An 18,037-nucleotide genomic window follows, 5' to 3' on the forward strand; every position below is an offset into this window, starting at 1 on the left:
GAGCAGGGCTCGGGCAGCGCAACGCCGCGCTGTGCGAGCCCTGTTTGTGTGCTCCACCGCGTACCAAGGAGTCTGTGACAGATGAAGACGATCGACGAGCTTCTCGCCGAAGGCGTCTCCGGCAAGCGGGTGTTCGTCCGCGCCGACCTCAACGTGCCGCTCGACGGCACCAGCATCACCGACGACGGCCGTATCCGCGCCGTCGTGCCCACCGTCAAGGCACTCGCCGACGCGGGCGCCCGGGTCGTCGTCGCCTCCCACCTGGGCCGCCCCAAGGGAGCCCCGGACCCGGCGTTCTCCCTCGCCCCGGCCGCCACCCGGCTGGGCGAACTGCTCGGCGCCCCGGTGGCCTTCGCGACGGACACGGTCGGCGAGTCCGCCACCGCCACCGTCGCGGCCCTCACCGACGGCGGGGTCGCCGTCATCGAGAACCTGCGCTTCAACGCGGGCGAGACGTCCAAGGACGACGCCGAGCGCGGCGCCTTCGCGGACCGGCTCGCCGCCCTCGCCGACCTCTACGTCGGCGACGGCTTCGGCGCCGTCCACCGCAAGCACGCCTCGGTCTTCGACCTCCCGGCGCGCCTCCCGCACGCCGCGGGCTACCTGATCGCCACCGAGGTCGGCGTCCTGAAGAAGCTCACGGACGACGTCCGGCGGCCGTACGCGGTCGTGCTCGGCGGCGCCAAGGTCTCCGACAAGCTCGGTGTGATCGACCACCTCCTGGAGAAGGCCGACCGCATCCTCATCGGCGGCGGCATGGCGTACACCTTCCTCAAGGCCCAGGGCCACGAGGTCGGCATCTCGCTGCTCCAGGAGGACCAGGTCCCGGTGGTCCAGGAGTACCTGAAGCGGGCGGACGAGCGCGGAGTGGAGTTCGTGCTCCCCGTCGACGTCCTGGTCTCGCCCGAGTTCCCCGACCTCAAGACCAAGGCTCCGGCCCACCCCACCACGGTCGCCGCGGACGCCATCCCGGCCGACCAGGAGGGCCTGGACATCGGTCCGGAGACCCGTAAGCTCTACGCCTCGAAGCTCGCCGACGCGGCCACCGTCTTCTGGAACGGGCCGATGGGCGTCTTCGAGCACCCCGACTTCGCCGAGGGCACCAAGGCCGTCGCCCAGGCGCTCGTCGACTCCCCGGCCTTCACGGTCGTCGGCGGTGGCGACTCCGCCGCGGCCGTCCGCATCCTGGGCTTCGACGAGAACGCGTTCGGCCACATCTCGACCGGTGGTGGCGCCTCCCTCGAATACCTCGAGGGCAAGACGCTTCCCGGCCTCGCCGCACTGGAGGACTGACCCCTTTATGAGCACCCGCACCCCGCTGATGGCGGGCAACTGGAAGATGAACCTCAACCACCTCGAGGCCATCGCCCACGTCCAGAAGCTCGCCTTCGCGCTGACCGACAAGGACCACGACGAGGTCGAGGTCGCCGTCCTGGCGCCCTTCACCGACCTCCGTTCGGTGCAGACCCTCGTCGACGGCGACAAGCTCAAGATCAAGTACGGTGCCCAGGACATCTCGGAGCACGACTCCGGCGCCTACACCGGCGAGATCTCGGGCCTGATGCTGGCCAAGCTGAAGTGCGCCTACGTGGCCGTCGGCCACTCCGAGCGCCGCCAGTACCACGCCGAGAACGACGAGGTCTGCAACGCCAAGGTGAAGGCCGCGTTCAAGCACGGCCTGACCCCGATCCTCTGCGTCGGCGAGGGCCTGGACGTCCGCAAGTCCGGCAAGCAGGTCGAGTACACCCTCGCCCAGCTCGACGGCGGTCTGAAGGACGTCCCGGCCGAGCAGGCCGAGACGATCGTGATCGCGTACGAGCCGGTGTGGGCCATCGGCACCGGCGAGGTCGCCACCCCGGAGGACGCGCAGGAGGTCTGCGGAGCGATCCGCGGCCGTCTCGCCGAGCTGTACTCCCAGGAGCTGGCCGACAAGGTCCGCATCCAGTACGGCGGCTCGGTCAAGTCCGGCAACGTCGCCGCGATCATGGCGCAGCCGGACGTCGACGGGGCTCTCGTCGGCGGCGCGGCGCTGGACACCGACGAGTTCGTCAAGATCGTGCGCTTCCGCGACCAGTGAGTATGCGGTAGCGGAGTTACGTCGTACCCTTGCGGGGGTCGGGCAGGTGCCCGGCCCCCGTCCGTATAAGTCCGAGGAAGTTGGTTCAGCCGTGGTTATGGGGTTCTCGATCGCCCTGATCGTCTTCAGCGGGCTGCTGATGCTGCTCGTGCTGATGCACAAGGGGAAGGGCGGCGGCCTCTCCGACATGTTCGGTGGCGGAATGCAGTCCTCCGTGGGAGGCTCCTCGGTCGCCGAGCGCAATCTGGACCGGATCACCGTCGTGGTGGGTCTGCTCTGGTTCGCCTGCATTGTGGTGCTCGGCCTGCTGATGAAGTTGGACGGGTAACTCCGAACACTGGACGCGCGTTGGGCCTTACGTAGACTGGGGCATCTTCGAGCACCATCACGCAGGGAGTTACGACCGTGGCAAGTGGCAACGCGATCCGGGGAAGCCGGGTCGGGGCGGGGCCGATGGGTGAGGCCGAGCGGGGCGAGTCGGCACCGCGCCTCCGCATCTCCTTCTGGTGCTCGAACGGGCACGAGACCCAGCCGAGCTTCGCCAGCGACGCGCAGGTCCCGGAGACCTGGGACTGCCCGCGCTGCGGCTTCCCGGCAGGTCAGGACCGGGACAACCCGCCGGACCCGCCGCGCACGGAGCCGTACAAGACCCATCTCGCCTATGTGCGCGAGCGTCGCAGCGACGCCGACGGCGAGGCGATCCTCGCCGAGGCGCTGGCGAAACTGCGCGGCGAGATCTGAGCACGGTGTGACGGTGTGACGAACGGGCCTTGCCCGCGAACCTGGTTCGCGGGCAAGGCCCGTTCGGCTTTCCACCGCCCCCCCGTCCCGGCGCGGCGCCGCGGCCCCGGGACCCTCGCCACGGCCCTCCCGGCGGCGGCGCCGTTCGCGCTCGCCGTCGTCTCGCTCGGCCCCCTGATCAATTAGGTTGGGAGACGCAGCGGGGCAGACAAACGGTACGAGAAGAAGTGGGCGATGTCCGAGATGAACAGCGAAGGCCGCACCAGGCTCAACCGGCTGCCCGAGTGGGCGGCCCTCGGCAAGCACCGTGAGCAGCTGGGCGATCCCCATCTGCGCGACCTGTTCGACGCCGACCCGGAGCGCGGCACCGGCTACGCCCTGCGCGTCGGCGACCTCTATCTGGACTACTCCAAGCACCTCGTCACCGACGAGACGCTGACCCTGCTGCGCGAGCTCGCCGCCGCCACCGACGTGGCCGGACTGCGCGACGCGATGTTCCGCGGCGAGAAGATCAACACCACCGAGGACCGCGCGGTCCTCCACACCGCCCTGCGGGCCCCCCGGGACGCCGTGATCGAGGTCGACGGGGAGAACGTCGTCCCCGCGGTCCACGCCGTCCTCGACAGGATGGCCGCCTTCGCCGACAAGGTCCGCGCGGGCGAGTGGACCGGCCACACCGGCAAGCCCGTCAAGAACATCGTCAACATCGGCATCGGCGGCTCCGACCTCGGCCCCGCCATGGCCTACGAGGTCCTGCGCTCCTTCACCCACCGGGACCTGACGTTCCGTTTCGTCTCCAACGTGGACGGCGCCGACCTCCACGAGGCCGTCCGCGACCTCGACCCCGAGGAGACGCTGTTCGTCGTCGCCTCGAAGACCTTCACCACCATCGAGACCCTCACCAACGCCACCTCCGCCCGGAACTGGCTCCTCACCGGCCTGCGCGCCGGACCGGAGGCCGTCGCCCGGCACTTCGTGGCCCTCTCGACCAACGCCGAGAAGGTCGAGGAGTTCGGCATCGACACCGCGAACATGTTCGAGTTCTGGGACTGGGTCGGCGGTCGCTACTCCTACGACTCCGCCATCGGCCTCTCCCTGATGACCGCCATCGGCCCGGACCGCTTCCGCGAGATGCTCGACGGCTTCCACCTCGTCGACGAGCACTTCCGCACCGCCCCGCCCGAGGAGAACGCGCCGCTGCTCCTCGGCCTCCTCGGCGTCTGGTACGGCGCGTTCTTCGACGCCCAGTCGCACGCGGTCCTGCCGTACTCGCACTACCTGTCCAGGTTCACCGCCTACCTCCAGCAGCTCGACATGGAGTCCAACGGCAAATCGGTGGACCGCCAGGGCAGGCCGGTCGACTGGCAGACCGGCCCCGTCGTCTGGGGCACCCCCGGCACCAACGGCCAGCACGCCTACTACCAGCTGATCCACCAGGGCACCAAGGTGATCCCGGCCGACTTCATCGGCTTCGCCCGGCCCGTCGACGACCTCCCGCCCGGCCTGGTCCCCCAGCACGACCTGCTCATGGCCAACTTCTTCGCCCAGACGCAGGCCCTGGCCTTCGGCAGGACACCCGAGGAGGTACGGGCCGAGGGCGTCCCCGAGGAACTGGTCCCGCACAAGACCTTCCGGGGCGACCACCCCACCACCACCATCCTCGCCGACGCGCTCACCCCCTCCGTCCTCGGCCAGCTCATCGCGCTGTACGAGCACAAGGTCTTCGTCCAGGGCGCCGTCTGGGACATCGACTCCTTCGACCAGTGGGGCGTCGAACTCGGCAAGGTCCTCGCCAAGCGGATCGAGCCCGTACTGACCGACGGCGAGGGCACCGGGCAGCTCGACAGCTCGACCGCGGGACTCGTCGCCGCCTACCGCTCGCTGCGCGGACGGTAGGGGCATGAGGGGGGAGAGCGCGGTGCGGCTCAGGCCGCCCAGGAACCCGGTGGAGAGACGGGCCGTCACCTGGTGGCGGACCAGACTCCTGACGACCACCGCCGTACCGGTGCTGGTCCTCGCCGTCCTGGGTCTGCTGATCGAACCCGCCCGGCTCTGGCTGCTCCTGCCGGCCGGGGTCCTGGCGGCCGTGGGCCTCGCCTGCACCGCGTTCTTCCCTCCGTGGTGGTACCGCGTCCACCGCTGGGAGGTCACCGACGACGCCGTCTACGTCCGCACCGGCGCCCTCTGGCAGGAGTGGCGGATCGCGCCGATGTCCCGCATCCAGACCGTCGACACCTCGCGCGGCCCGCTGGAGCAGGGCTTCCGGCTCGCCACCGTCATCGTGACCACCGCCTCCTCCCACGGCGCGATCCGCATCGAGGGGCTCGACCACGAAGCGGCCGCCGGGCTCGCCGAGCGGCTGACCGCCATCACCCAGGCCACCCCCGGGGACGCCACATGAGCGAGGAGCCCGTCACCGCCCCGTACGGCCCCGACTGGCTGCGGCTCGACCCGCGGACCGTCCTCGTCCGGGTCGCGCTCTTCTCCGGGGTCCTCTTCGGCGCCGCCGTGCCCCTCGCCCTCGCCCTGGCGGGCCCGCGCCCGCTGGGGCAGGCCGTCGCCTGGGTCGCCGCGGGCTTCCTGCTCGCCCTCGCCGCCACCTTCGTCGCCGAGACGGTACGGGTCCGCCGCACCCGCTACCGGGTCGGCGCCGACCGGGTCGAGCTGCACACCGGACTGCTCGTCGTCCAGCGCCGCTCGCTCGCCCGCGAGCGCGTCCGCAGCGCCGACCTGAGCGCCAACCTGCTCCAGCGCCTCTTCGGCCTTGTCAAGGTCCGCGTCGGCACCGGCGAGCACACCGCCGGTGACTCCACCCTCGAACTCGACCTGGTCACCCGGGCCGAGGGCGAACGGCTCCGCCGCGAACTCCTGGCCCGCGCCGCCGCGCCCGCCGGGAGCGCCGACCCGGACGGCACCCTCGCCGCCCTCGACCCCCGCTGGATCCGCTACGCCCCGGTCTCCTTCGTCGCCCCCGCCCTCGGTCTCGCCGCCGCCGGGGCGGTCATGCAGGCCAGCGACTGGTTCGGCGCCCAGCAGCGGGTCATCTCCTGGATAGGGGACCGGTTCCAGGACGTCTCCGTCGTCTGGATGATCGTCGACCTGGCCCTCCTCGCCACCGTCGCCGGAGCGGTCGGCGCCCTCGGGCTCTGGGTCGAGATGTGGTGGAACTACCGCCTGGAGCGCGAACCCGGCGGCACCCTCCGGGTCTCCCGGGGCCTGTTCACCGCCCGCTCGGTCTCCCTGGAGGAGCGGCGGCTGCGGGGCATCGAGCTGGTCCAGCCGCTCGGCGTCCGGCTCTTCGGCGCCGCCCGGGTCGACGCGGTCGCCACCGGCCTCGCCCAGAACGACGGCGACAAGCACGCCGACCTGAAGAACCTGCTGCCCCCGGTGGAGCGCTCCGTCGCCGACCGGGTCGCCGCCGAGGTGCTGCGCGAGCCGGTGCCGCCCACCGGCGCGCGCCTCGCGGCCCACCCGAGGGCGGCCCGCGCCCGCAGGGTCCGCTGGGCGCTGTGGAGCGTCCTCGGCCCGGTCGCGCTGCTGGCCCTGCTCGGAGCGTTCCTCACCCCGGCCCTGCTGTACGTGGCGGCGGGCTGCGCGCTCGTCGGTGTCCCGGCCGCCGTGCTGCTGGCCCTCGACGCCTACCGGGGCCTCGGACACACCGTCAGCGGCCCCTGGCTGGTGACCCGTTCGGGTACGGTCCGGCGGGCCACCGTCGTGCTCCAGCGCTCCGGGGTCATCGGCTGGACGGTCAAGCAGTCGTACTTCCAGCGGCGCGCCGGGCTCCTGACGCTCACCGCCACGACGGCCGCCGGGGCGGGGGCGTACGCCGTCCTCGACGCGGGCCAGAACCAGGGCCTGACCTTCGCCGCCGAGGCCGTACCGGAACTGCTGGCGCCCTTCCTGGAGGCCGTACCCATGCCGGAGGCCCGGTCCACCGAGCGGTGAACCGGGCCTCCGGGGGGTGGGATCAGGCCGAAGCGGGCGGGTAGAGGTCCCTCGGCAGCTCCGAGGCCGCCGCCGCGTCCAGCAGCCACAGCGTGCGCGAGCGGCCACGGGCGCCCGCCGCCGGGGCCTGCACCTCGCCCGCGCCCGACAGCGCGATCGCCGCCGCCTTCGCCTTGTCGGCACCGGCCGCGAGCAGCCAGACCTCCTTGGCCGCCCGGATCGCCGGAAGGGTCATCGAGACCCGCAGCGGCGGCGGCTTGGGCGCGCCGCGCACGCCGACCACGGTCCGCTCGGTCTCCCGGACCGCGGGCAGCTCGGGGAAGAGCGAGGCCACATGGGTGTCCGGTCCGACGCCCAGCATCAGCACGTCGAAGGACGGGACCCCGCCGTGGTCGCCGGGCGCCGCGGCCGCCGCCAGCTCCGCCGCGTACCCGGCCGCGGCGGCCTCGACGTCGCCGCCGTAGGGGCCGTCCGACGCGGGCATGGCGTGCACCCGCGCGGGGTCGAGCGGCACCCGGTCGAGCAGTGCCGCACGGGCCTGGGTGACGTTCCGCTCGGGGTCCCCCTCGGGCAGGAAACGCTCGTCGCCCCACCACAGGTCGAGCCGCGCCCAGTCGACGGCGTCCCGGGCGGGGGCGGTGCCGAGCGCCGCGAGCAGACCGTTGCCGTTGCGTCCGCCGGTGAGCACCACCGAGGCGGAGCCCCGGGAGGCCTGGGCGTCGACGATCTTCGTGATCAGCCGGGCGGCGGCGGCCTCGGCCATCAGTTCCTTGTCGCGGTGGACGACCAGCTGGGGGGTGCTCACCCGGCCGCCGCCTTCCTGGCGGCCTTCTTCGCGGCGGGCTTCGCCGCCGGGACGGCCTCCGGCTCCGGCGCGGACTCCGGGGCCCGCTCCGGCTCGGCGACGGGCACGGCGGCCGCTTCCTCGTCGAGCCGTTCGAGCCCGAACCTGAGCGCCGTCGCGTAGGTGTCGTCCGGGTCGAGGCGGCGCAGCTCCTCCGCGATCAGCTCGGCCGTCTCGCGGCGCTTGAGCGCCACGGCACGGTCGGGCTGGCCCTGGATGGAGAGCGTCGCGAGCGAGCCGTCCGGCCGGTCGAGGACGATCGGCCCGGAGTTGGTCTCCAGGCGTACGGAGGTGAGGCCGGGACCGGCCGACTTCGAGCGCCGCACCGGCACCTTCAGCCGGTCGGCCAGCCACATGGCGAGCAGTTCGACACTGGGGTTGAAGTCCTCGCCCTCCACCTCCGCGGCGGTGACCTCGCACACGACCTGGTCGAGCGCGGCGGCCAGCATCGAGCGCCACGGGGTGATCCGGGTCCACGAGAGGTCCGTGTCGCCCGGGGTGTAGGCGTCCGCGCGCGCGGTCAGTTCCCGGATGGGCTCCTCGGCGGAGTACGTGTCGGTCACCCGCCGCTGGGCGAGGGCGCCCAGCGGGTCGTTCGCCGGGTCGGTCGGCGCGTTCACCGGCCACCAGACGACGACGGGGGCGTCCGGGAGCAGCAGCGGCAGGACGACCGACTGGGCGTGGTCGACGACCTCGCCGTAGAGCCGGAGGACGACCGTCTCGCCGGTGCTGGCGTCGGCGCCGAGGCGGACCTCGGCGTCGAGTCGTGCCTGGGACCGGTCGCGCGGGGAGCGCGAGACCCTCTTGATGACGACGAGGGTCCGCGAGGGGTGCTCGCGGGACGCCTCGTTCGCGGCCTTCAGCGCGTCGTAGGCGTTCTCCTCGTCGGTGACGATGACGAGGGTGAGCACCATGCCGACGGCCGGCGTGCCGATCGCCCGCCGCCCGAGCACCAGCGCCTTGTTGATCTTGGAGGACGTGGTGTCCGTCAGGTCGGTCTTCATGGCCTGCGCCAGCTCCGTCCGTCTCGTGCGAGCATCTCGTCCGCCTCGACCGGACCCCAGGTGCCGGACGGGTACTGCGCGGGCTTGCCGTGCTTGTCCCAGAACTGCTCGATCGGGTCGAGGATCTTCCAGGACAGCTCGACCTCCTCCACGCGCGGGAAGAGGTTCGAGTCGCCGAGCAGGACGTCGAGGAGGAGCCGCTCGTACGCCTCCGGGCTGGACTCCGTGAAGGACTCGCCGTACGCGAAGTCCATCGACACGTCCCGGATCTCCATCTGGGTGCCGGGCACCTTGGAGCCGAACCGCACCGTGACGCCCTCGTCCGGCTGGACCCGGATGACGATGGCGTTGCGGCCGAGCTCCTCGGTCGCGGTGTGGTCGAAGGGGGAGTGCGGGGCCCGCTGGAAGACGACCGCGATCTCGGTGACGCGACGGCCGAGCCGCTTGCCGGTCCGCAGGTAGAACGGCACGCCCGCCCAGCGGCGGTTGTCGATCTCCAGCTTCACGGCGGCGTAGGTGTCGGTCTTCGACCTGGGGTCGATGCCCTCTTCCTGGAGGTAGCCGACGGCCTTCTCGCCGCCCTGCCACCCGGCCGCGTACTGGGCGCGGACCGTGGACTCGCCCAGGTCCTTGGGCAGCTTCACCGCGCCGAGGACCTTGGTCTTCTCGGCGGCCAGCGCGTCGGCGTCGAAGGAGCCGGGCTCCTCCATCGCGGTCAGCGCCAGCAGCTGGAGCAGGTGGTTCTGGATGACGTCACGGGCGGCGCCGATGCCGTCGTAGTATCCGGCCCGGCCGCCGATGCCGATGTCCTCGGCCATGGTGATCTGCACGTGGTCGACGTACGACCGGTTCCAGATCGGCTCGAAGAGGGTGTTGGCGAAGCGGAGCGCCAGGATGTTCTGGACGGTCTCCTTGCCGAGGTAGTGGTCGATCCGGAAGACCTCGTGCGGCGGGAAGACCTCGTGGACGACCTCGTTGAGCTCCTTGGCGGAGACCAGGTCGTGGCCGAAGGGCTTCTCGATGACCGCGCGGCGCCAGGACCCGTCCTTCTGGTCGGCGAGCCCGTGCTTCTTGAGCTGCTGGACGACCTTGGGGAAGAACTTCGGCGGGACCGACAGGTAGAAGGCGAAGTTGCCTCCGGTGCCCTGCGCCTTGTCCAGCTCCTCGATGGTGGACTTGAGCTGCTCGAAGGCGTCGTCGTCGTCGAAGTCGCCCTGGACGAACCGCATCCCCTGGATCAGCTGCTGCCACACCTCCTCGCGGAACGGGGTGCGCGCGTGCTGCTCGACGGCGTCGTGGACCTCCTGCGCGAAGTCCTCGTCCTGCCACTCGCGGCGTGCGAAGCCGATGAGCGAGAAGCCCGGCGGCAGCAGGCCGCGGTTGGCCAGGTCGTAGACGGCAGGCATCAGCTTCTTACGGGACAAATCGCCCGTGACGCCGAAGATCACCAGGCCCGACGGCCCCGCGATGCGCGGGAGCCGTCGGTCTGCGGCGTCACGGAGCGGGTTGGCTCCGTGGACTGCGCTCACTGTGCTTACGCCTCCGGGGGTGCGAGGCGCCGGAGCTCCGCCTCGGTCGACTTGAGCAGATCGTTCCAGGACGCCTCGAACTTCTCGACGCCCTCGTCCTCCAGGAGCTGCACGACCTCGTCGTAGCCGATGCCCAGCTTCTCGACGGCCGCCAGCTCGGCGCGCGACTGCTCGTAGGTGCCGCGCACGGTGTCGCCGGAGACGACGCCGTGGTCGGCGGTGGCCTCCAGGGTGGACTCCGGCATGGTGTTGACCGTGCCGGGGGCGACCAGGTCCACCACGTACAGGGTGTCCTTGTACGCGGGGTCCTTGACGCCGGTCGAGGCCCACAGCGGACGCTGCTTGTTGGCCTGCGCCGAGTCGAGGGCGGCCCAGCGCTCGGAGGAGAAGACCTCCTCGTACGCCTCGTAGGCCAGCCGCGCGTTGGCCAGCGCCGCCTTGCCCTTGAGGGCCTTGGCCTCGTCGGTGCCGATGCCGTCCAGGCGCTTGTCGATCTCGGTGTCCACCCGGGACACGAAGAAGGACGCCACCGAGTGGATCTTCGACAGGTCCAGGCCGCGCTCGCGGGCCTTCTCCAGGCCCGCCAGGTAGGCGTCCATGACCTCGCGGTAGCGCTCCAGCGAGAAGATCAGCGTCACGTTGACGCTGATCCCGAGGCCGATGACCTCGGTGATCGCCGGCAGCCCCGCCCGGGTGGCCGGGATCTTGATGAGGGTGTTGGGGCGGTCCACCAGCCAGGCCAGCTGCTTGGCCTCGGCGACGGTGGCGACCGTCTCGTGGGCCAGCCGCGGGTCGACCTCGATGGACACCCGGCCGTCCTGGCCGTCCGTCGCGTCGAAGACCGGCCGCAGGATGTCGGCGGCGTCACGGACGTCCGCCGTCGTGATCATCCGAATGGCCTCGTCGACGGTGACCTTGCGGGCCGCCAGCTCGGCGAGCTGCTGCCCGTAGCCGTCGCCCGAGGAGATCGCCTTCTGGAAGATCGACGGGTTCGTCGTCACACCGACCACATGGCTCTGGTCGATGAGCTCGGCCAGGTTGCCGGACGTGATCCGCTTGCGCGACAGGTCGTCCAGCCAGATCGCGACGCCTTCGTCGGAGAGGCGCTTGAGAGCGTCTGTCATGGGAATTGCATCTCCAATGAGTCGTACGTATGCGCGTCAGCGCGTGGCGGCGGCGATCGATTCCCGGGCGGCGGCGACGACCGCCTCCGGGGTGAAACCGAACTCGCGGAAGAGGACCTTGGCGTCGGCGGAGGCGCCGAAGTGCTCCAGCGACACGATCCGGCCCGCGTCACCGACGTACCGGTGCCAGGTCAGACCGATACCCGCCTCGACCGCCACGCGCGCCGTGACCGAAGGCGGCAGGACCGCGTCCTTGTACTCCTGGTCCTGCTCCTCGAACCACTCCACGGACGGCATCGAGACGACCCGGGTCGGGACGCCCTCCGCCTGGAGCCGCTCGCGGGCCTCGACGGCCAGGTGCACCTCGGAGCCCGTGCCGATCAGCACGACCTCGGGGGCGCCGCCCTCGGCGTCGAACAGCACGTAGCCGCCCTTGACGGTGTCCTCGTTCGGCGCGTACGTCGGCACGCCCTGGCGGGTCAGCGCCAGACCGTGCGGGGCGCCCTCGCCGAAGACCTTGGTGTGCCGTCGGGTGATCTCGCGCCAGGCGATCGACGTCTCGTTGGCGTCGGCCGGGCGGACCACGTTCAGACCGGGGATCGCGCGCAGCGCGGCCAGGTGCTCCACCGGCTGGTGGGTCGGACCGTCCTCGCCCAGACCGATCGAGTCGTGGGTCCACACGTACGTCACCGGCAGGTGCATCAGCGCGGAGAGCCGCACCGCGTTGCGCATGTAGTCGGAGAACACCAGGAAGGTGCCGCCGTAGACGCGCGTGTTGCCGTGCAGGGCGATGCCGTTCATCTCGGCGGCCATCGAGTGCTCGCGGATGCCGAAGTGGATCGTGCGGCCGTACGGGTCGGCCTCCGGCAGCGGGTTGCCCTCGGGCAGGAACGACGAGTTCTTGTCGATCGTCGTGTTGTTGGAGCCCGCGAGGTCGGCCGAGCCGCCCCACAGCTCCGGGAGGACCGAGCCCAGCGCCTGGAGGACCTTGCCGGAGGCGGCACGGGTCGCGACGCTCTTGCCCGCCTCGAAGACCGGGAGCTTCTCGGCCCAGCCGGCCGGCAGCTCGTTCGCCTCGATCCGGTCGAAGGTGGCGGCCCGCTCCGGGTTGGCCGTACGCCACTCGGCGAGCGACTTCTCCCAGGCGGCACGGGCCTCACGGCCGCGGTCGCCGAGCGTCCGGGTGTGCGCGATGACCTCGTCGGAGACCTCGAAGGTCTGCTCCGGGTCGAAGCCCAGGACGCGCTTGGTCGCCGCGATCTCCTCGTCGCCGAGGGCCGAGCCGTGCGAGGCCTCGGTGTTCTGCGCGTTCGGCGCGGGCCAGGCGATGATCGAGCGCATCGCGATGAACGACGGGCGCTCCGTCTCCGCCTCCGCCGCCCTGACCGCCGCGTAGAGCGCGGCCGGGTCCAGGTCGCCGTTGGCCTGCGGCTCGACCCGCTGCACGTGCCAGCCGTACGCCTCGTACCGCTTCATCGTGTCCTCGGACACGGCGGTCTCGGTGTCGCCCTCGATCGAGATGTGGTTGTCGTCCCACAGCAGGATCAGGTTGCCGAGCTTCTGGTGACCGGCGAGCGAGGACGCCTCCGCGGAGATGCCCTCCTGGAGACAGCCGTCACCCGCGATCGCGTAGATCCGGTGGTCGAACGGGGAGGCGCCGACGGCGGCCTCGGGGTCGAACAGACCGCGCTCGTAACGGGCGGCCATGGCCATGCCCACGGCGTTGGCCACACCCTGGCCCAGCGGGCCCGTGGTGGTCTCGACACCGGCGGTGTGCCCGTACTCCGGGTGGCCCGGAGTCTTCGAGCCCCAGGTGCGGAAGGCCTTCAGATCGTCCAGTTCGAGACCGAAACCACCCAGGTACAGCTGGGTGTAGAGGGTCAGGGACGAGTGGCCGGCGGAGAGGACGAACCGGTCCCGTCCGACCCACTCGGGGTCGGCCGGGTCGTGCCGCATCACCTTCTGGAAGAGGGTGTACGCGGCGGGCGCGAGGCTCATGGCCGTACCGGGATGGCCGTTGCCGACCTTCTGTACGGCGTCCGCGGCCAGGACACGGGCCGTGTCGACGGCACGCTGGTCCAACTCGGTCCACTCGAGGTCTGTGGTGGTCGGCTTGATGCTCACCCTGGTCAGGGCTCCTCTCCACATGTCGGAAGCCGGTGACTGAGGGTGTACCGGCGTTGTCGAGCCTACCCCCGCCGGGCGCCCCTCTTTCCGTGTTCATGCTCCTCAAATGAGCGGATACGACAAGACTGCCGCCGACCGTGTGAGTTCGCCTCCCGAACCGTGTCCACGCCCTGGGACACACCCCCTCAACACGACCCCACCCCCGCGAAGATCGGTGTCTGGGCAACGTCTACAGTGGCGTGGTACGCGCAAGCCTCGCCCTTTTCCCATCAGGGCGGCTTGCTGGGAATTTCTCTGTCAGGGGTGTGCGTGACGGCCGTCGAGTCCCGACCCGCAGGGGTCGTCTTGACTCCCAGCCCGGGGGCCCATCGGCCGTTCGGGGTCCGCGTCAAGGCGTTCGTGGCGCTGACCAAGCCGCGGATCATCGAGCTGCTGCTCATCACCACCGTCCCGGTGATGTTCCTCGCCGAACAGGGCGTGCCGGACCTGTGGCTGGTGCTCGCCACCTGCTTCGGCGGCTATCTGTCGGCGGGCGGAGCGAACGCGCTCAACATGTACATCGACCGCGACATCGACGCGCTGATGGACCGCACCTCGCAGCGCCCGCTGGTCACCGGCGTCCTCACGCCGCGCGCGGCACTCGTCTTCGGCCTCACCCTCGCCGTGGTCTCCACGCTCTGGTTCGGCCTGCTCGTCAACTGGCTGTCCGCCGCGCTGTCGCTGGGCGCGCTCCTCTTCTACGTCGTGGTCTACACGATGATCCTGAAGCGGCGCACCGCGCAGAACATCGTCTGGGGCGGCATCGCCGGCTGCCTCCCGGTCCTCATCGGCTGGTCCGCCGTGACCGACTCGATGTCCTGGGCCGCCGTCATCCTCTTCCTCGTCATCTTCTTCTGGACGCCGCCGCACTACTGGCCGCTGTCGATGAAGGTGAAGGACGACTACGCCCGCGCGGGCGTGCCCATGCTGCCGGTCCTCGCCTCCAACAAGGTCGTCGCCAAGCAGATCGTCGTCTACAGCTGGGTGATGGTCGCCGTCTCGCTGCTGCTCACCCCGCTGGGCTACACGGGCTGGTTCTACACGACCGTCGCCCTGGTCACCGGCGGCTGGTGGCTCTGGGAGGCGCACGGGCTGCTGAACCGGGCCAAGGCCGAGGTGAGCGGCGCCAAGCTCAAGGAGATGCGCCTCTTCCACTGGTCCATCACCTATGTCTCGCTGCTCTTCGTGGCGGTCGCGGTGGACCCCTTCCTCCGCTAGCCCGACACCCGCCGGGACACTCCGGTGTCCCGGCGCACAGAGGGACACACGCTCGTACGAGCGGTCCGGCCGACGGCCGGGCCACGTGGGACACACCACGTGGCCCGGCCGTCGTCAGTCGATCTACGCGTCGGTAGCATCGCTGTCATGGCAGAAACGAAGCAGGCAGAGCGCCGGGCGACCCGGCTCGCCAAGGAGATCCGGGCCTTCTCCGCGCAGCACGGCGGCTCCGAGGGGCACCTCGCGCACATCGGGCAGGCGGGCACCCGGATCGTGCTCGTCGGCACCGACGGCGGCTGGGGCGACCTGGTCGCCCCGACGTACGAGATCGCCCGGCAGGCCGCCGAGAAGGCCGGACTGACCCTCCACGAGGAGTTCGACGGAGAGTTCGCCGCCAAGGTCGTCACCGGTCCGTACGAGTGGACCCGGATGGCCGGGATCCAGATCGGCGGCCCCTCCGACCGCTGAGGCGGCGGAGCCCCCCACGACGCCGGAACGCGCGACGGGGTCCACCGGCTCGGGAAGAGCCGCTGGACCCCGTCGCGCGTTCCGCGTTCCGGCGCGCCCGAGGGCGGGAAGGTCAGGCCCGCGTCAGCTCCGCGTCCGTCTGGGCCGGGATGCCGGCGGTGGCCGCCGTGCGCTCGCGCAGGCTCAGGGCGAGCCGCAGCACCGCGATCCACATCAGGGACGAGCCGAGCATGTGGAGGCCGACCAGGATCTCGGGGACGCCCATGAAGTACTGGACGTAGCCCACCCCGCCCTGGAGGAGCAGCACGATCAGCAGGTCGCGGGCGCGGGCCCGGGTGTCCGGCGGCGCGTCGACCACCCGGAGCACCAGCCACATCGCGACCGCGAGGGCGCAGACGACCCAGGCGGCGACGGCGTGGACGTGCGCGGCGTTCGTCCAGTCCCAGGGCATCCGCGGTACGTCGCTGCTGTCACCGGCGTGCTTGCCCGAGCCGGTGACCGTCGTGCCCAGCACGATCAGCAGCGCGGAGACCAGCGTGATCGCCCAGGAAAGCCTGCGCACCGGGCGCGGTGCGCGCGGACGCGGCGGAGCGTCGCCCTCGCCGGTCCGGTGCCAGGTGATGACGGCGACCGTGAGCAGGGCGTTGGCGGCGAGGAAGTGGCCCGCGACCGTCCACGGGTTCAGGCCCATCCACACCGTGATGCCGCCGAGGACGGCGTTGCTCATCACGATCCAGAACTGGGCCCAGGCGATACGGGTCAGTCCGCGCCGCCACGGCTTGGTGCACCGGGCCGCGACGATCGCCCAGCCGACCGCGGCCGACAGGACGTACGTCAGCATCCGGTTGCCGAACTCGATCGCGCCCCGGTAGCCCTGCTCGGGCGTCACGAAGAGGCTGTCGTCGGTGCACTTGGGCCAGGTGTCGCAGCCGAGGCCGGAACCGGTCAGCCGGACCGCGCCGCCCGTGACGATGATGGCCACGCTCATCACGACGGCGGAGAGCGCGGCGCGCCGGAGCGTCCTGGGGGACGGGGTCCAGCGCCTGGCGAGGGAGGCGAGGGGGGTCAGCACGGGCCCTATCGTAGGCCGGTGCTTGTGCACGCTTTCACGAGGGGTGCCTTGTCGGGAAACGTCACCCTCTGGGGCGTCCCCGCTACTCCCAGCGGAAGAACTTCGCCGCCGCGCCGAGCCCGAGGACGGCCCACACCGCGAGGATCCCCGCCTCGCCCCAGGGCAGCGGGGCACCGTCCTGGAGGACGGCCCGCAGCCCGTCGGAGAGGGCGGAGATCGGCAGCAGCTCCAGGACCGGGCGGGCCGCGTCCGGGAACTTCTCCAGCGGGACGATCACCCCGCCGCCCACCAGGAGCAGCAGGAAGACCAGGTTGGCGGCGGCCAGGGTGGCCTCCGCCCTGAGGGTGCCCGCCATCAGCAGCCCGAGGCCGGAGAAGGCGGCGGTGCCGAGGACCAGGAGCAGCAGGACGGCGAGGGGGTTGCCCCGCGGGGACCAGCCGAGGCCCAGCGCGATCGCCGTCAGGAGGACGATCTGGAGGATCTCGGTGACCAGGACGGAGAGCGTCTTGGCGGTCATCAGCGCCCAGCGGGGGAGCGGCGAGGCGCCGAGGAGCTTGAGCACCCCGTACCGCCGCTCGAAGCCGGTGGCGATGGCCTGGCCGGTGAACGCGGTCGACAGGACGGCGAGCGCGAGGACGCCCGGCGCGAGGAAGTCGACCGCCTCGCCGGTGCCGGTGTCGACGATGTCGACCGTCGAGAAGAGCACCAGGAGCAGCGAGGGGATGATCACGGTCAGCAGCAGCTGCTCGCCGTTGCGCAGCAGCATCCGGGTCTCCAGCGCCGTCTGCGCCGCGATCATCCGGCCGAGGGGGGCGGCGCCGGGCTTCGGCGCGTACGTACCAGTGCTCACGACCGCAGTTCCTTGCCCGTCAGTTCCAGAAAGACGTCTTCGAGGGTGTGGCGTTCGACGGCGATGCCGTCGGGCATGACGCCGTGCTGGGCGCACCAGCTGGTGACCGTGGCGAGCAGCTGCGGGTCGATGGCGCCGGTGATCCGGTACGTGCCCGGCAGCGGCTCGGCGGCGGCCGAGCCGTCGGGGAGCGCCTTGAGCAGGGAGCCCAGGTCGAGCGCGGGGCGTCCGGTGAAGCGCAGGGTGTTCTCGGCGCCGCCCCGGCACAGGACCTCGGGGCTGCCCTGGGCGACGACCCGGCCCGCGTCGACGATGGCGACGTCGTCGGCGAGTTCCTCGGCCTCCTGCATGAGGTGGGTGGTGAGGACCACGGTGACGCCGTCGGCGCGCAGCTCGCGGACGAGGTCCCAGGTGGCGCGGCGGGCCTGCGGGTCGAGTCCGGCGGTCGGTTCGTCGAGGAAGACCAGTTCGGGGCGGCCGACGATCGCCATGGCGAGCGCGAGGCGCTGCTGCTGGCCGCCGGAGAGGCGCCGGTAGGTGGTGCGGCCGCAGGAGCCGAGGCCGAGGCGTTCGACGAGGGCGTCGACGTCCAGCGGATGTGCGTGGAGCTTCGCGGTGTGGCGGAGCATCTCGTCGGCGCGGGCGCCGGAGTAGACGCCGCCGGACTGGAGCATCACACCGATCCGGGGGCGCAGGGCCGCCGCGTCGGCGACCGGGTCGAGGCCGAGGACGCGGACGGTGCCGCCGTCGGGCCTGCGGTAGCCCTCGCAGGTCTCGACGGTGGTGGTCTTGCCCGCTCCGTTGGGGCCGAGGACGGCGGTGACGGTGGCCGCCCGCACGTCCAGGTCGAGGCCGTCGACCGCGGTCTTGCTTCCGTACCGCTTGACCAGGCCGCGTACCTGGACGACGGACTCGTTGTTCTGGGTCTGGGTCTGGGTCTGGGTCCCGCGCATGGGGGAAGTCTAGAGAGGGGCCGAAGGTCCTCCCGGCGGGGGGCCC

At 71.6% G+C, this 18,037-nt stretch carries 17 protein-coding genes; 9 read left to right on the forward strand and 8 right to left on the reverse strand.

All coding sequences use genetic code 11. The features are described 5' to 3' along the window. The first annotated feature begins 81 nt into the window (after positions 1-81). From ACIO92_RS08650 to ACIO92_RS08680, 7 genes are all read left to right on the forward strand, one after another. On the forward strand, positions 82-1,293 hold the full coding sequence (locus tag ACIO92_RS08650; RefSeq protein ID WP_366443014.1) for a phosphoglycerate kinase: 1,212 nt from the start codon (positions 82-84) through the stop codon (positions 1,291-1,293). 7 nt (positions 1,294-1,300) lie between these two features. Further along, positions 1,301-2,077 (forward strand): triose-phosphate isomerase, encoded by a 777-nt coding sequence (gene tpiA, locus ACIO92_RS08655; RefSeq protein ID WP_366443015.1) that lies wholly within the window; start codon positions 1,301-1,303, stop codon positions 2,075-2,077. 97 nt (positions 2,078-2,174) lie between these two features. Continuing rightward, positions 2,175-2,405, forward strand: a complete 231-nt coding sequence (secG, locus tag ACIO92_RS08660) for a preprotein translocase subunit SecG (protein WP_017238647.1) — start codon at positions 2,175-2,177, stop codon at positions 2,403-2,405. Between the two features lie 77 nt (positions 2,406-2,482). Further along, positions 2,483-2,818, forward strand: coding sequence for an RNA polymerase-binding protein RbpA (locus ACIO92_RS08665; protein WP_003976875.1), 336 nt, complete (start codon positions 2,483-2,485; stop codon positions 2,816-2,818). 243 nt (positions 2,819-3,061) lie between these two features. Next, positions 3,062-4,714, forward strand: a complete 1,653-nt coding sequence (gene pgi, locus ACIO92_RS08670) for a glucose-6-phosphate isomerase (RefSeq protein ID WP_366443122.1) — start codon at positions 3,062-3,064, stop codon at positions 4,712-4,714. A 4-nt stretch (positions 4,715-4,718) separates the two neighbouring features. Further along, positions 4,719-5,219, forward strand: coding sequence for a PH domain-containing protein (locus ACIO92_RS08675; RefSeq protein WP_366443016.1), 501 nt, complete (start codon positions 4,719-4,721; stop codon positions 5,217-5,219). After that, complete coding sequence (locus tag ACIO92_RS08680) at positions 5,216-6,763, forward strand: PH domain-containing protein (RefSeq protein ID WP_402279255.1); 1,548 nt, start codon at positions 5,216-5,218, stop codon at positions 6,761-6,763. The genes ACIO92_RS08675 and ACIO92_RS08680 overlap by 4 nt, the downstream gene beginning before the upstream one ends. Positions 6,764-6,785: 22 nt before the next feature. Here the strand turns inward: ACIO92_RS08680 and pgl are convergent, their stop codons facing one another. The 5 genes from pgl to tkt are packed head-to-tail and all read right to left on the reverse strand — an operon-like array spanning position 6,786 to position 13,388. Then, positions 6,786-7,568: a 6-phosphogluconolactonase gene (gene pgl / locus ACIO92_RS08685; RefSeq protein WP_366443018.1), complete on the reverse strand. Its 783-nt coding sequence runs from the start codon at positions 7,566-7,568 to the stop codon at positions 6,786-6,788. After that, complete coding sequence (opcA, locus tag ACIO92_RS08690; RefSeq protein WP_366443019.1) at positions 7,565-8,611, reverse strand: glucose-6-phosphate dehydrogenase assembly protein OpcA; 1,047 nt, start codon at positions 8,609-8,611, stop codon at positions 7,565-7,567. Before opcA ends, pgl begins: the two co-directional genes overlap by 4 nt. Then, positions 8,608-10,140, reverse strand: coding sequence for a glucose-6-phosphate dehydrogenase (gene zwf / locus ACIO92_RS08695; protein ID WP_366443020.1), 1,533 nt, complete (start codon positions 10,138-10,140; stop codon positions 8,608-8,610). The genes opcA and zwf overlap by 4 nt, the downstream gene beginning before the upstream one ends. 5 nt (positions 10,141-10,145) lie before the next feature. Continuing rightward, positions 10,146-11,264, reverse strand: coding sequence for a transaldolase (tal, locus tag ACIO92_RS08700; protein WP_366443021.1), 1,119 nt, complete (start codon positions 11,262-11,264; stop codon positions 10,146-10,148). Positions 11,265-11,300: 36 nt separating this feature from the next. After that, complete coding sequence (tkt, locus tag ACIO92_RS08705; protein WP_401235636.1) at positions 11,301-13,388, reverse strand: transketolase; 2,088 nt, start codon at positions 13,386-13,388, stop codon at positions 11,301-11,303. Positions 13,389-13,694: 306 nt separating this feature from the next. Between tkt and ACIO92_RS08710 the strand changes: the two genes are divergently transcribed. Both ACIO92_RS08710 and ACIO92_RS08715 read left to right on the forward strand, forming a co-directional pair. Next, positions 13,695-14,648, forward strand: a complete 954-nt coding sequence (locus ACIO92_RS08710; RefSeq protein ID WP_366443123.1) for a heme o synthase — start codon at positions 13,695-13,697, stop codon at positions 14,646-14,648. Between the two features lie 147 nt (positions 14,649-14,795). Next, positions 14,796-15,116: a hypothetical protein gene (locus tag ACIO92_RS08715; RefSeq protein ID WP_351794780.1), complete on the forward strand. Its 321-nt coding sequence runs from the start codon at positions 14,796-14,798 to the stop codon at positions 15,114-15,116. Positions 15,117-15,228: 112 nt separating this feature from the next. Here the strand turns inward: ACIO92_RS08715 and ACIO92_RS08720 are convergent, their stop codons facing one another. From ACIO92_RS08720 to ACIO92_RS08730, 3 genes are all read right to left on the reverse strand, one after another. Next, the gene (locus tag ACIO92_RS08720; RefSeq protein WP_401235936.1) at positions 15,229-16,197 is read right to left on the reverse strand and encodes a heme A synthase; all 969 of its coding nucleotides are present in this window, start codon (positions 16,195-16,197) and stop codon (positions 15,229-15,231) included. A 73-nt stretch (positions 16,198-16,270) separates the two neighbouring features. Then, entirely contained in the window at positions 16,271-17,038 is a 768-nt protein-coding gene (locus ACIO92_RS08725; protein WP_401235634.1) for an ABC transporter permease, read from the reverse strand. Continuing rightward, the gene (locus ACIO92_RS08730; RefSeq protein WP_366443025.1) at positions 17,035-17,991 is read right to left on the reverse strand and encodes an ABC transporter ATP-binding protein; all 957 of its coding nucleotides are present in this window, start codon (positions 17,989-17,991) and stop codon (positions 17,035-17,037) included. The genes ACIO92_RS08725 and ACIO92_RS08730 overlap by 4 nt, the downstream gene beginning before the upstream one ends. Positions 17,992-18,037: the final 46 nt, after the last annotated feature.

It is taken from the genome of Streptomyces sp. NPDC087215, from assembly GCF_044744885.1.
GTDB lineage: Bacteria > Actinomycetota > Actinomycetes > Streptomycetales > Streptomycetaceae > Streptomyces.